General features: G+C 63.4%; 15 protein-coding genes. 11 read left to right on the top strand and 4 right to left on the bottom strand.

Translation table 11 applies throughout. The features are described from left to right. The first annotated feature begins 67 nt into the window (after positions 1 to 67). Entirely contained in the window at positions 68 to 529 is a 462-nt protein-coding gene (locus ACZ881_RS18455) for a DUF1579 family protein (protein WP_091466458.1), read from the top strand. Positions 530 to 546: 17 nt separating this feature from the next. On the opposite strand, the gene ACZ881_RS18450 is transcribed toward ACZ881_RS18455, so the two are convergent. The 3 genes from ACZ881_RS18450 to moaA all read right to left on the bottom strand — a co-directional run bounded on the left by ACZ881_RS18450 (position 547) and on the right by moaA (position 2354). Then, entirely contained in the window at positions 547 to 840 is a 294-nt protein-coding gene (locus tag ACZ881_RS18450) for a hypothetical protein (RefSeq protein WP_476117542.1), read from the bottom strand. 103 nt (positions 841 to 943) lie between these two features. Then, complete coding sequence (locus ACZ881_RS18445) at positions 944 to 1210, bottom strand: MoaD/ThiS family protein (RefSeq protein ID WP_476117541.1); 267 nt, start codon at positions 1208 to 1210, stop codon at positions 944 to 946. Positions 1211 to 1214: 4 nt separating this feature from the next. Beyond that, the gene (gene moaA / locus ACZ881_RS18440) at positions 1215 to 2354 is read right to left on the bottom strand and encodes a GTP 3',8-cyclase MoaA (protein ID WP_178996327.1); all 1140 of its coding nucleotides are present in this window, start codon (positions 2352 to 2354) and stop codon (positions 1215 to 1217) included. A gap of 134 nt (positions 2355 to 2488) precedes the next feature. On the opposite strand from moaA, the gene ACZ881_RS18435 reads away from it, so the two are divergent. Genes ACZ881_RS18435 through ACZ881_RS18395 form a run of 9 tightly spaced genes read left to right on the top strand, consistent with a single transcriptional unit; the run spans position 2489 to position 10155 of the window. Beyond that, positions 2489 to 3259, top strand: a complete 771-nt coding sequence (locus ACZ881_RS18435) for a response regulator transcription factor (RefSeq protein WP_476117540.1) — start codon at positions 2489 to 2491, stop codon at positions 3257 to 3259. Continuing rightward, positions 3246 to 4523 carry a sensor histidine kinase gene (locus ACZ881_RS18430; RefSeq protein ID WP_476117539.1) on the top strand — a complete coding sequence of 426 codons (1278 nt, stop codon included), beginning with the start codon at positions 3246 to 3248 and terminating at the stop codon, positions 4521 to 4523. Before ACZ881_RS18435 ends, ACZ881_RS18430 begins: the two co-directional genes overlap by 14 nt. Continuing rightward, a complete protein-coding gene (locus ACZ881_RS18425) occupies positions 4520 to 6100 on the top strand; it encodes a molybdopterin-dependent oxidoreductase (RefSeq protein ID WP_476117538.1) in 1581 nt (526 codons plus the stop codon). The genes ACZ881_RS18430 and ACZ881_RS18425 overlap by 4 nt, the downstream gene beginning before the upstream one ends. A gap of 59 nt (positions 6101 to 6159) precedes the next feature. Beyond that, positions 6160 to 7386 (top strand): molybdopterin molybdotransferase MoeA, encoded by a 1227-nt coding sequence (locus ACZ881_RS18420; RefSeq protein ID WP_476117537.1) that lies wholly within the window; start codon positions 6160 to 6162, stop codon positions 7384 to 7386. Further along, positions 7374 to 7913 (top strand): cyclic pyranopterin monophosphate synthase MoaC, encoded by a 540-nt coding sequence (gene moaC / locus ACZ881_RS18415; protein WP_476117536.1) that lies wholly within the window; start codon positions 7374 to 7376, stop codon positions 7911 to 7913. Before ACZ881_RS18420 ends, moaC begins: the two co-directional genes overlap by 13 nt. Continuing rightward, the gene (locus tag ACZ881_RS18410; RefSeq protein WP_178996316.1) at positions 7910 to 8407 is read left to right on the top strand and encodes a MogA/MoaB family molybdenum cofactor biosynthesis protein; all 498 of its coding nucleotides are present in this window, start codon (positions 7910 to 7912) and stop codon (positions 8405 to 8407) included. Before moaC ends, ACZ881_RS18410 begins: the two co-directional genes overlap by 4 nt. After that, positions 8397 to 8852 carry a molybdenum cofactor biosynthesis protein MoaE gene (locus tag ACZ881_RS18405; protein ID WP_364305542.1) on the top strand — a complete coding sequence of 152 codons (456 nt, stop codon included), beginning with the start codon at positions 8397 to 8399 and terminating at the stop codon, positions 8850 to 8852. The genes ACZ881_RS18410 and ACZ881_RS18405 overlap by 11 nt, the downstream gene beginning before the upstream one ends. A gap of 51 nt (positions 8853 to 8903) precedes the next feature. Further along, a complete protein-coding gene (gene dapB / locus ACZ881_RS18400) occupies positions 8904 to 9662 on the top strand; it encodes a 4-hydroxy-tetrahydrodipicolinate reductase (protein WP_091466475.1) in 759 nt (252 codons plus the stop codon). A gap of 4 nt (positions 9663 to 9666) precedes the next feature. After that, the gene (locus ACZ881_RS18395; RefSeq protein WP_476117535.1) at positions 9667 to 10155 is read left to right on the top strand and encodes a hypothetical protein; all 489 of its coding nucleotides are present in this window, start codon (positions 9667 to 9669) and stop codon (positions 10153 to 10155) included. Here ACZ881_RS18395 and ACZ881_RS18390 read toward each other — a convergent pair. Beyond that, positions 10131 to 11366, bottom strand: a complete 1236-nt coding sequence (locus ACZ881_RS18390) for a heparan-alpha-glucosaminide N-acetyltransferase domain-containing protein (RefSeq protein ID WP_476117534.1) — start codon at positions 11364 to 11366, stop codon at positions 10131 to 10133. The two genes, ACZ881_RS18395 and ACZ881_RS18390, sit on opposite strands and share 25 nt — an antisense overlap. Before the next feature lie 89 nt (positions 11367 to 11455). On the opposite strand from ACZ881_RS18390, the gene ACZ881_RS18385 reads away from it, so the two are divergent. After that, positions 11456 to 11791, top strand: a complete 336-nt coding sequence (locus tag ACZ881_RS18385) for a hypothetical protein (RefSeq protein WP_476117533.1) — start codon at positions 11456 to 11458, stop codon at positions 11789 to 11791. The last annotated feature ends 40 nt before the right edge of the window (positions 11792 to 11831 follow it).

The following is an 11831-nucleotide window of genomic DNA, read 5'->3' as shown; positions in this document are numbered from 1 at the left end:
ACTCGCGCATTGTAAACAGGGCAGCATGATCACACGATGATGCTGCCCTGACTACATTGGAGACCTGATGGATCTGCCCTCAAGCGGCCATGCTGCGGAGATGCTGCGGGACTTCATCGGTCACTGGCGGGGCATTACGGAGATTGCTGCGTCACCGTGGGGAACAGCGCGGACAGCTGAGGCCGAAGCGGTCTTCACCAAGGCCGCCGGCGGCTATGCCGTGGTCCAGAGCTACAGGCACCGCGAAGCCGACGGCACGCACTTCGAAGGCCACGGCATGTTCACGGTTGACCGGGACCACGGCGACACTCTGTGGTATTACGTGGACAGCATGGGACGGCCGCCAGCCAGCCCGGTCCGCGGGACATGGCACGCAGGAACGCTGACCCTGGACCGGAGAACGGCCGACGGCGTAGCCAGGCATACGTTCCGCGTCGAAGACGGCGTATTGGTGCACACCGCTGACTTGAGGCTCGAAGGAACTGCCGAGTTCAGCCCGTTGTTGAAAAGTGTGTTCCGGAAGGCATGATCTGGCGGTAATCCGGGTTAATAGCTTCCGGTGTAAACCGTTTCCATGATGCGCGTCTTCGGATCGCCGATGAGGGCAGGGGCGCGTTCAGTCGAATTCCATACGGTGGACTGTAAGCGTCCAAGCATGTCCTCGGCTTTTTCGAACGTGTCGAAGTCCAGTTCCACAACAACCACCCCGGAGTCTTCCGCTGGCCTGCTGACACGGAACTGTTGAACACCGGAACCGGCCCTGTCCAGAGGATCGCGGTCGAAGGCTGCCTTCCACATGTCAAAATCTTTGATGCCGTGCTCAATCTGGAGCGTGTACATGGCGTTCCTTCCCGGACGTTGCCTGATGACGCTTCCAGAGTAGGACTGCGCTGCGGGAGAAGATATGCCCGGGCCGTCTTTGGTGGGTGGGCCTGTACTTGGCCTAGCCCCCGGCGAAGGGGGGCAGGACGTCAATGATGTCGTCGCTTCCCAGGGGAGCCGCACGATCCCGGACAGCCACCTCGTTGCGGAGGAAACTGCTGCGGGCCACGATTCTGGCCAGCGGAGGGGTGCCCTCAGGAGGCACTGGACGTTCGACGGCGAGCGCAGCTTCCAGCAGCGCCTCCAGGCTGGTGCCTTCCGGGAGGACGTGAAGTTCTTCTTCCACACCGGCGGCCGCGCGTGCGGCAGCGAAGTAACGGACAAGCAAGGGTTTAGCCTCCGATTGCGCTCATGCTGCGGTCCGGCTGGACGAAGTCCGCTGCGCCGAGACCTGTGTGATCCATGCCGTGGGCTTTGGGTTTGACCCACATGGCGTCCTGCCACCGCGATGCCAGTTGGTCATCCGTGGCGCCCCCACGGAGGAGGCCCAGGAGATCGAATTCTTCGCGGGAGAAAAGGCAGCTCATGATCTTGCCCTCAGCAGTGATCCGGGTACGGCGGCAGTCGGAACAGAACGGCTCAGTGACGGAGGCGATGATGCCCACTGTACCGAGGACCGGACCCGTAGCCACGCCCGTTGCCGTGTCCCGGCGTCGTACTTCAAAGCGCTCGGCTGGTGCGCCATCCCGCTCACGGGGGTCGTTGTCCAGCACGAAGTCGCGGGAAAGCAGTTCACGAATCTCGGCGGCCGTGATCATGTTGCGCCGGGTCCACCCGTGGTCGGCGTCCAGCGGCATCTGCTCGATGAAGCGAAGCTCGTAGCCGCGGCCCAAGGCCCACGCCAGAAGGTCCGGTGACTCCGCGTCATTGATCCCGCGCATCAGCACAGCATTCAGTTTCACCGGGCCCAACCCGGCTGCCCAAGCGGCGTCTACGCCGGCCAGGACGCGGTCCAGGAAGGGGCGTCGGGTGAGTTTGGTAAATGTCTCTTCATGGAGGGAGTCGAGCGAGACGTTGATCCGGGTGAGGCCCGCCGCTTTCAACGCAGCGGCCTTCTTATCCAGTCCTACACCGTTGGTGGTCATGGAAATGGGGAGGTCCGGGTGGTCGTTCCGGATGCCGGCAATAATGTCCACCAAGTCAGCGCGGACCAACGGCTCACCGCCGGTGAGCCGGAGCTCCCGAACGCCCAGGGCATTGACGCCGACGCGGACAATGCGGACGATTTCGTCCCTGGTCATCACGGCTTGTTTCGAAAGCCATTCAAGCCCCTCGGCAGGCATGCAGTAGGTACAGCGCAGATTGCACTTGTCCGTCAGGGACAGGCGCATATCCGTCGCTCGCCGACCATAGCGGTCCCACAGCCCGGCGGGCGTACCTGCGGGACGTGGGGGCGGAACTGCCACGCCGCTTTCCGTGCTGCCTACAGCACCGCCCGAAGGGGGTACCGGCATGCCCAGCTGAACACTCATAAATTCAGGCTACGCCACCGCGGCTGGATCAGTGACACCCATTACAGTCATTCAGTTCTTACGGATTCCATACACTTGTGCCCTCAGGGCCCGGATCGGGTGCTGCGCAACGTCCGCAAACCTATGCTGAAAGCGTGACCACTAATACGGCATCATCAGCGGAGCCCGGGAATCGTCGCATCCTCCTGGTGGAGGATGAACAGACCATAGCCGACGTTGTCCGCGATTACCTGCTGAAAGCAGGATTCCAAGTGGACATGGCGGGGGACGGCTTCACCGCCCTCAAGCTGGCAGCCTCGCGACAACCTGATCTAGTGATCCTGGACCGGATGCTGCCGGGACTGGACGGTGTTGAGGTGTGTCGCCGACTCCGCCAAAGCATGAGCGTGCCCGTCATCATGGTCACGGCCCTGGGAACCGAGGACGACCGGATTCTGGGCTTGGAGATGGGAGCTGACGACTACGTCACCAAGCCCTTCTCTCCCCGGGAGCTGGTCCTTCGGGTGAGGTCGGTATTGCGCCGGAGCATCAAGGAATTCGCGCCGGAACCGCCGGTTGAAGCCGCAGGACTTGAGCTCGATCCCGCTTCCCGGACAGTCACGCATGGTGGAGTTCCCCTGGCACTTACCGTCCGCGAGTTCGACCTGCTGGCTTTTTTGATGCGAAGGCCCCACCAGGTCTTCAGCCGGGAAGAACTGATCAAGGCCGTGTGGGGATGGGACTTCGGCGATTTGTCCACGGTCACGGTCCACGTCCGGCGCCTGCGGGAGAAGATCGAAGCCAACCCCACCAAACCCGAGCTGTTGAAAACCGTATGGGGCGTCGGCTACCGCTTCGACGGCAAGCGGTATGCCGCCGGGCCTGAGAGCCTGGACGATGAAGAAGGTGAGCATGGAGGGCAGTGAGCTGTGGACCATCCTCGCATGGGTCCTGTTCTGGGCCGTGTTCATCGGGGCCGCCACCTGGGTGCTCCTCCGGCTGCTTCGCCGGGCCTCGGTACTCACCCAGATCTGCTTGGTGGTTGTGGCTACTGTCGCCGTGCTGGTGGCGGGCATGGTCAGTGCTTTCAACGCGATGTTTATTTCCGCGAGGGACCTCGAAGTCATGTGGTACATCCTGGCCACTGCCTCGGCAGTTGCCGTTGCACTGTCCCTGATGCTGGGTGCCGGTGTCTCCAGGAACGCTGCCCACTTGGTTGACGCCGCCCGGCGACTGGGCCGAGGCGAAACCCTGGAACACACAGCGGGTCAGGGGCGGGGGAGCGCTCCGGCCATGACGTCCGAACTCGCAGAACTGGCCAAGGAACTTGAGGCCAGCAGCCGTAGCCTGGCCGGGTCCCGGGAACGCGAAGCCGCCCTGGAGACTGCGCGACGCGAGCTTGTGTCGTGGATCTCCCATGACCTCCGAACACCCCTGGCCAGCATGCGCGCCATGACCGAAGCCCTTGAGGACGGCATGGCATCAGATGTGCAAGGTTATTACCGGAAGATCATCGGGCAGACCGAACAAATGACGGCCATGGTCAACGACCTCTCGGAACTGTCCAAGATCCAGGCCGGCACCCTCCGCATGCGCTCCGAACCCTTGGACCTTTACGACCTCGTCAGCGATGCCCTTTCGGACCTGGCGCCGCTGGCCGCTAAACGCGGCATCAGGCTCGACGGCGGCGGGGAACGTGAGTGCATGGCCGTCGCCGACGGACCAAGCCTCGCCCGGGCAGTGCGGAACATACTCCTCAATGCCATCATCTACAGCGAGCCAGGCAGCGACGTCCATATCAGTGTCGGACGGGACGGCGTCGGACGGGACGGCGTCGGACGGGACGGCCCTGAAGGGAAGAACGCTGGAAATGCGGTTATCGCCGTCCAGGACCAATGCGGCGGCATCCCGGACGAGGACCTCCCGCACTTGTTCGAAACGGGCTGGCAGAAAGATCCCGCCCGCCGCACCAGCGAAGCATTACAGGGCAGCTACAGCGGGGCCGGCATCGGTCTCAGCATGGTGGCCGGCATCGTCAAAGCTCATGGGGGATCGGTCACAGTGGACAACGTCGAGGACGGCTGTCGCTTTGCGTTGTCACTTCCGGCCGGGGCAACCCCACCCGGGTCTTCGATGCCTCCCGACCATCAACCCATCGCAATGGACAACCGCCTCGGAGGCACGACATGAGCACGCTCGCACCCGGTACCACCAAGCAGCGGCGCCTCACGGGTAAGCCTGCGCTGTGGGCTGCCGCCGCGGGTGTGGCTGCCGGCGCAGCCGGGATCGCTGCAGGCGAACTGACCGCCGGCCTCTTGAGCCCTTTGGTTTCGCCCGTCACGGCCCTTGGCGGAGCGGTAATCGACGCCGTGCCGCCAGGGGTCAAAGACTTGGCAGTGCAGCTATTCGGTACCGCCGACAAGATCGTGTTGGTCGCTTGCATCGTGGGCGTGGCAGGAATTCTTGCAGCGCTCGCCGGTATCTTGGAGCGTCGCCGCAATGGCTGGGGCCTGGCCCTCGCCGGACTGGCGGGTGTCGCAGGGCTGACTGCCGTCGTGACCCGGGCCCAGGCCAGTCCCCAGGCAGCGCTTGCGCCGATTGTTGCCGCGGTACTCACCATGGTGCTGCTGCGAAACCTCGTGCGTCGGCTGGCAACCTGGGCTCCGTCGGAAGAAACCCCCGGCCGTGAGGAAGCGCCACTGGCTCGGCGGAGCTTCCTGAACGCCTTGGCTGGAACTTCCCTTGCCGCCGTCGTAGCCGGAACGGTGACCACCGTCCTTACCCGGGCCACAGCGGTGGCTTCAGGCTTCCGGGGCTCCATGACGCTCCCGGAACCCGCCACACCGCTGCAAACCATCCCGGCCGGCGCGTCCCTGTCCGTGGATGGCATCAGCCCTTTGGTTACACCAAATGCCGATTTCTATAGGATCGACACAGCATTGACCGTCCCGGCCATCGACCCGCCTGCTTGGAAACTGAGAGTCACTGGAATGGTGGAACGCGAGGTTGAAATCGACTTTGCTACCCTCCTCGCCAAGCCCATGACAGAACGCCATGTCACTATCGCCTGCGTGTCCAACAACGTCGGTGGTGACCTCATCGGCAACGCCCTATGGCTGGGTTGGCCCGTGAGAGAACTATTGGCAATGGCAGGGCCCAAAGCCGGTGCTGACATGGTCCTGTCCACCAGTAACGACGGCTGGACGGCCAGCACTCCCTTGGAGGCCCTCACCGACGACCGTGATGCGCTCCTGGCCGTCGGCATGAACGGTGAACCGCTTCCGCTGGAACATGGCTTCCCGGTGCGGATGATTGTGCCGGGACTCTACGGCTTTGTTTCTGCCACCAAATGGTTAACCGAACTGAAAGTCACACGTTTTTCCGACGACACCGCGTACTGGACGACTCGGGGTTGGAGCGATCACGGACCCATCAAGACGCAATCGCGCATCGATGTCCCCCGCAACGGCCGAAGCGTCCAAGCAGGCAGGGTCCAATTCGGCGGCGTGGCGTGGGCCCAGCACAGGGGCATCAACGGCGTAGAGCTTCGCGTCAATCGCGGACCATGGCAGCAGGCTGCGCTGGCCGGCGCGATCTCCACCGACACTTGGTACCAGTGGCAATGCGGCATCGACCTGACGCCAGGTGAGTACGAAGTGCAGGTCCGGGCCACCGATTCCAAAGGTGAACCGCAAACTGAAGACAAGGCACCAGTAGCTCCCGATGGCGCCACGGGCTATCACACCATCAACGTCAAGGTGGGCTGAGGCCCTAGTCTGGGTACGTCCGGAGAATTTCCCGGAAGCCAGCGTGTCCACCCAGGAGGATGTCCGTGCCCAGATCTGTTGCAGTCCACCGCCAGGCAGTGGTGGAACTGCTCACCGACGTTTCTGCAGGCAAGGGCAACATCACCCTGCCACTGCTTGAGGCGCTTGGTAAAGCGCTCGCCGTCGATGTCTACGCGCCGCTCTCCTTGCCCCCGTTCGCCAATTCCCAAATGGACGGTTTCGCCGTCCGCTCAGCAGATATTCCCGACGGCGGTGCGGAGCTCAAGGTAGCGGAGCCGGTTCCTGCAGGCGCGGCGCCGGAAGCACTGAAGCCCGGCTTTGCCGCCCCCATCATGACCGGGGCCATGATCCCCGACGGGGCCGACGCCGTCGTGCCCATTGAAAAGGCGAGGCCAAACTTTTTTCCGGACCCTGCCGCAGTGGAGGCTGTCGTGGAACTGCCTCCGGTCGCTCCCGGCACCTACGTGCGGGACAGCGGCAGCGACATCGGGAAGGGCACACTGGCGCTGCCCGCCGGTACCCGGATGGGACCCGCGCAGTTGGGGCTTTTGGCGGCGTTGGGGCTGACAACCGTCGAAGTCCGCGAATCTTGGTGCGTCCTGCTGGTCACCACCGGGGACGAGGTAGTGGAACCGGGGGAAGAACTCACGACCGGCAAGATTTTCGATTCCAACGGAACACTGCTCGAAGCCTCCCTACGACAGGCCGGCTTGGACGTGGTCCGCACTGGAGTATCCGATGACGACCCCTCCAGGCTGCTGGCGGTGCTCCGCCGTCACACCGCGCAAGCGGATAGCCGCGTCGATGTCATTGTTACCACCGGGGGAGTGAGCAAGGGAGCCTATGAAGTGGTCCGGCAAGCCATGGCGAACCATCCGGTGGATTTCCTTCCGGTGGCCATGCAGCCAGGAGGACCGCAGGGATTGGGCACCTTTGACGGTGTTCCGTTCCTTGGCTTTCCGGGAAATCCGGTCAGCTGCCTGGTGTCATTTGAGATGTTTCTCAGGCCGGCCCTTTCGCAGGTACTGGGAACGCCCGCGCCGAGGCCGGTGCTGAAGGCCCGCTTGGCCGAATCCCTGGCCTCGCCGGAAGGCAAACACCAGGTCCGTCGGGGGACCGTGGACGCGGACGGAACGGTCCGGATGGAAGGTGGTGCGGGTTCGCACCTCGTCCATGCTTTGGCCCGGGCGAACGCCCTGGTTCAGATACCCGGCGACGTCACGGAACTCACCGACGGAGACGAAGTGGAAGTATGGATGCTGTGAAGCAAACTCCCGCGACTACAGAACACTCCGGCGGACTGACCCACCTCAGGCAGGACGGCACTGCACAGATGGTGGATGTCTCCGAGAAAGCAGTCACTACCCGTGTTGCAACTGCTACAGCCACTGTCCGCAGCACCCCCAACGTACTGGCCCTCCTTGGTGCCGGCGAATTGCCCAAGGGCGATGCCCTCGCCGTGGCTCGCGTTGCAGGGATCATGGCGGCGAAGAAGACTCCTGAGCTGATTCCGCTGTGCCATCCGTTGCCGATCTCCAAGGTCACAGTCGACTTCGAGCTGGGCACTGACTCGGTTGAAATCCTGGCCACCGTCAAGACCCGGGGTGTGACCGGCGTCGAGATGGAAGCACTGACGGCGGCTTCCGTAGCGGCCTTGAGTGTCTACGACATGATCAAAGCCGTGGACAAGCACGCAGTGCTGACCGATATCCGCGTGCTGGCTAAGAGCGGCGGCAAAAGCGGCGACTGGGACATTTCCAAAGAATCAACCGTAGAGGGGGCCGGCGCATGAGCGCGTGCGAGCCGAACGCTCAGCGGAAGGCCGGAGTCGTCATAGCATCCACCCGTGCAGCCGCAGGCGTGTATGCCGACGAAACGGGTCCGATTATTCTCGATTGGCTCAGCGAGCACGGCTTCGATACCTTCCCCACCATGGTGGTGCCGGACGGTGAGCCGGTTGGTGCTGCCCTGAGGGCCCTCCTGACGCAGGAACCCGCAGTGGTCATCACCAGCGGTGGAACGGGTCTTAGCCCGGATGACCGCACACCCGAAATGACGCTGCCGCTGCTCGAACGTGAGATTCCGGGCATCATGGAGGGAATCCGGCGCGCCGGCGCCGCCAAAACCCCCATGGCCATGCTGAGCCGTGGCCACGCCGGGGCAGCGGGGAAGACGTTCGTCATCAACCTGCCCGGATCCCCGAAGGGCGTCATGGACGGTTTAGCTGTCCTGGACCCTGTGATCGGGCACCTCTGCGAGCAATTGGAAGGAAGCCATGGGCACTGAAACAAACTTTGAGGTGGTCAGCGCTGTCCTTAGCGCCGAACCCATTTCCGTGGACCAAGCCATCAGGGCGGTCGAATCCGATACCGCCGGGGCAGTGGTCAGCTTCAGCGGCGTTGTTCGAAATCACGACGGCGGCAAGGCGGTGGACCGCCTAAGCTACAGCGCGCATCCCACGGCACACCAGGTGATGTCAGATGTCGTTGCGCAGTTGGTCTCCGAGCACTCCGGTGAAGCTGCGCAGCCCGTTCGGATCTGGGCTGCCCACCGGATCGGCATGCTGGAGATCGGTGACCCCGCGCTGGTATGTGCTGTGGCTGCTGCGCACCGCGGCCAGGCGTTCGCTGTGTGCGCTGAGCTCGTGGACCGCGTCAAGGAGCAAGTCCCCATTTGGAAGGAACAGTTCTTCACTGACGGCACCGTGGAGTGGGTTGGAGCAGGGGAGTAGGCCGGAGTAACGGTTCCTGCCGGGCTCCGGCCCGGCGGTAGGGTTAACGGCATGACCGAACAACTTGCTGTTGCAGTGCTGGGCGCCCACGGGCGTATGGGAATTGAAGCCGTTAAGGCTGTTGACGCAGCCGACGACATGACGCTCGTAGCCGCTCTCGGCCGCGGCGATTCCCTGGAGAAACTGCTCGACGCCGGTGCGCAGTACGTTGTCGACCTCACCGTTCCCGACATCACGGAGACCAACGTCCGGTTCGCCGTGGAGCATGGCATCCACGCCGTTGTAGGTACCACTGGTTGGGATGCCCACCGCCTTGATTCCTTGCGGAGCCTCTTGGAGCAAAAGCCGGACACCGGCGTTTTGATCGCCCCGAACTTCGCCCTTGGATCGGTTCTTGCGTCCGCGTTCGCTGCGAAGGCGTCGCAATATTTCGAGTCCGTGGAGATCATCGAACTGCACCACCCCAACAAAGTGGACGCTCCATCCGGCACGGCAGTGCGCACGGCACAGCTGATCGCCGAAGCGCGTCAGGAAGCCGGCGTCCCGGCGAGCCCGGACGCCACGGAAACATCGTTGGACGGTGCCCGGGGCTGCGACGTGGACGGGGTTCGTGTCCACAGCGTTCGCCTCCGCGGCCTGGTGGCTCATCAGGAAGTGCTTTTTGGCGGTCCAGGCGAGCAGCTGACGCTGCGCCATGATTCGTTCGACCGCGCCTCTTTCATGCCCGGCGTCCTGCTGGGGCTTCGGAAAGTTGCAGCCAACCCAGGCCTCACCGTGGGCCTGGACGGCTACTTGGACTTGGGGCTCTAGGACCATGGGGAATTTCTGGACTTCCTTGAAGAAAAACCGCACCAAAATCTGGGTAGGAGCCATTACCCTGCTGTTGGTGCTTTACCTGGTGGTTTCCGTGCAGCGCTCGTTCCTCTTGCTCGCCGACCCTAACCTGGTAGCCAAGGGGATCGGTGCGGCCTACCTGGTCCTGCCCGTGGTTGGAGCCTGGGCACTCATCCGTGAGCTGCTTTTTGGTGCCCGTACCGAGCAGATGGCCAAGGTCCTGGAGGCCGAGGGCGGCTTGCCGGTGGATGACCTTCCGCGCACTCCGGGCGGGCGAATAGTCCGGGCTGCCGCTGACGCCGAGTTTGAGAAGTACCGGGCAGAGGCCGAGGCCGCTCCGGAGGACTGGCGCTCCTGGTTCCGCCTGAGCTGCGCCTACGATGCCTCAGGCGACCGCAAACGTGCCCGTGCCTCCATGCGCGATGCCGTGAAGCTTTTCCGCTCTCAATCCACTGCAGCAGGCCGGTGACTGCCCAGGGTTGATGCGGTGTGGGCGACCCATTCCAGTGGTCCACGGCGTCGTAGAACGGCGAAACAGACGCCAATCACAATCGCAGTAAGTGCTTGGGCCCAGTACATGCCTTCGTCCGTCCACCCCGAGGGCAACGGCTGGTTGGTGAACCCGGACACTACCCAGACATGGGCTGAGTAGAGGCTCAACGTCATGGCCCCGGGCCCGCTCAGCAGGATCAGGAAGTTGACCTTGATCCGCTCCGCCAGGGTGCCGAGCAGCAGGAACAAGCCGACCACAGCCGCAGCCACGCCACCACTATGCAGCAGGTCCAGGCTGGTCCCGGCATGCGGGGCTGCCGTCGCCAGCCACCACCAGGAACCGGTCTGTTCCAGGCCGGTGACATTGACCTCAAGCATGCTCTCCAAGGGGTAGCCCCTGGTGACCGGGAGGGCCGACAATGCAGCCCGCCCTCCCCACGCCTCCATGGCCAGGATCCCGACGACCTTTGCCAAGCCGGCCACCGCTATTCCGCAAGTGAGCAACAGAACCTGAACCCTCGCCGTCGTCAGCGCCAACCGTCCGATCACCAATCCGATCAGCAGGTACGAGATCCACTGGAAGACGGGATAATACCCGGTGAAGAAGAGGTCGGCGACGAGGCGTCCAGGCGTCCCGAAATCCTCCCAGTTGGGGTTGTGACCCAATGTCAGGGGAGGGTTCGCTTCCAGTAGTAGAGGCCGTACCAGATACGCCAACAACGGGGACAGCAGGACCCAGCCAAGCGCCCAACAGCAGAGCGCCTTGAGCCGGAGTCCAAGGAACGGCAGGATGCACAGGAACAGGACGGCGTAGTGAACCAGGATGATGGCGACGTTGACGTCCAGGCCGCCCAGCATGAGCCCGACGACGGCGATCACCAAGGCGCGCATGGCAACACCACCTCGTGCCGCCCACAGTTCCGTGCCGTTCCTGGGCTCCTGCTTGCCTGTGCTTAGCGCCAGCCCAATACCGGCAAGCACGGCGAAAAGGGCGGCGGATCGGCCTGAGAACATCAGCCCCACAAACGTTGGCTCCCATTGTGGGGAAGGTCCGAACGTCGGCATCACGTGAGTGGCCATCATTCCCAACAATGCCGTACCCCTGGCAGCATCTATCCCGGTAAGCCGGGAGGAGATCGGTCGGCCGCCGGGTGCTTTTCGCATCGGGGCCGTCTCTTGCGAAGTCATGCAGCGATCGTCTCATAAGGCTCTGTGCGGCAACTGTGATGTGACACAAACCCCTTGAATTCGAATATATGTTCGAATAGCATTGCCGCATGAACGATGTTCCAAAGCCGCCGGAAGGCCTTCAAGGACCCATGAAAGCGATGAGCCCCGGCGTCGTCGATTTCCTGTTCAGGCAGCTCGTGGCCGGCGAGCCTCCGGAAGACACTCAGTGGCGCCGCGAAGGTACTGCCCTGGCTGAGCAGATTCCGGGAGCCGAGCTGGCCCGCCGGTTATCCGAGACGGACTTGGCATCGTTGACGCCCCTTGAACTCTTCGAATACGTCCGGGCCTCGCAGCGTCTAGTGGCGTGGGCGGAGCAACTCAAGGACCGGGCTGTGGCGCGCTACTGTGCTGAGGAACCAGCGGCGGCCCCGAAACCCGCGTGATATCCGCCGAACCCGCGTGATAACCGCCGAATAGGATGGC

Source organism: Paenarthrobacter sp. TE3676 (assembly GCF_056279165.1).
Note: the sequence above shows the minus strand (reverse complement) of the source record. Positions and strands in the feature narration are given on the sequence as shown.

Coding starts and splice junctions, on each gene's coding strand:
- ACZ881_RS18455 (WP_091466458.1), top strand. CDS start 68: ATGGATCTGCCCTCAAGCGGCCATGCTGCGGAGATGCTGCGGGACTTC.
- ACZ881_RS18450 (WP_476117542.1), bottom strand. CDS start 840: ATGTACACGCTCCAGATTGAGCACGGCATCAAAGATTTTGACATGTGG.
- moaA (WP_178996327.1), bottom strand. CDS start 2,354: ATGAGTGTTCAGCTGGGCATGCCGGTACCCCCTTCGGGCGGTGCTGTA.
- ACZ881_RS18430 (WP_476117539.1), top strand. CDS start 3,246: ATGGAGGGCAGTGAGCTGTGGACCATCCTCGCATGGGTCCTGTTCTGG.
- ACZ881_RS18425 (WP_476117538.1), top strand. CDS start 4,520: ATGAGCACGCTCGCACCCGGTACCACCAAGCAGCGGCGCCTCACGGGT.
- ACZ881_RS18420 (WP_476117537.1), top strand. CDS start 6,160: ATGTCCGTGCCCAGATCTGTTGCAGTCCACCGCCAGGCAGTGGTGGAA.
- moaC (WP_476117536.1), top strand. CDS start 7,374: ATGGATGCTGTGAAGCAAACTCCCGCGACTACAGAACACTCCGGCGGA.
- ACZ881_RS18410 (WP_178996316.1), top strand. CDS start 7,910: ATGAGCGCGTGCGAGCCGAACGCTCAGCGGAAGGCCGGAGTCGTCATA.
- ACZ881_RS18405 (WP_364305542.1), top strand. CDS start 8,397: ATGGGCACTGAAACAAACTTTGAGGTGGTCAGCGCTGTCCTTAGCGCC.
- dapB (WP_091466475.1), top strand. CDS start 8,904: ATGACCGAACAACTTGCTGTTGCAGTGCTGGGCGCCCACGGGCGTATG.
- ACZ881_RS18395 (WP_476117535.1), top strand. CDS start 9,667: ATGGGGAATTTCTGGACTTCCTTGAAGAAAAACCGCACCAAAATCTGG.
- ACZ881_RS18390 (WP_476117534.1), bottom strand. CDS start 11,366: ATGACTTCGCAAGAGACGGCCCCGATGCGAAAAGCACCCGGCGGCCGA.
- ACZ881_RS18385 (WP_476117533.1), top strand. CDS start 11,456: ATGAACGATGTTCCAAAGCCGCCGGAAGGCCTTCAAGGACCCATGAAA.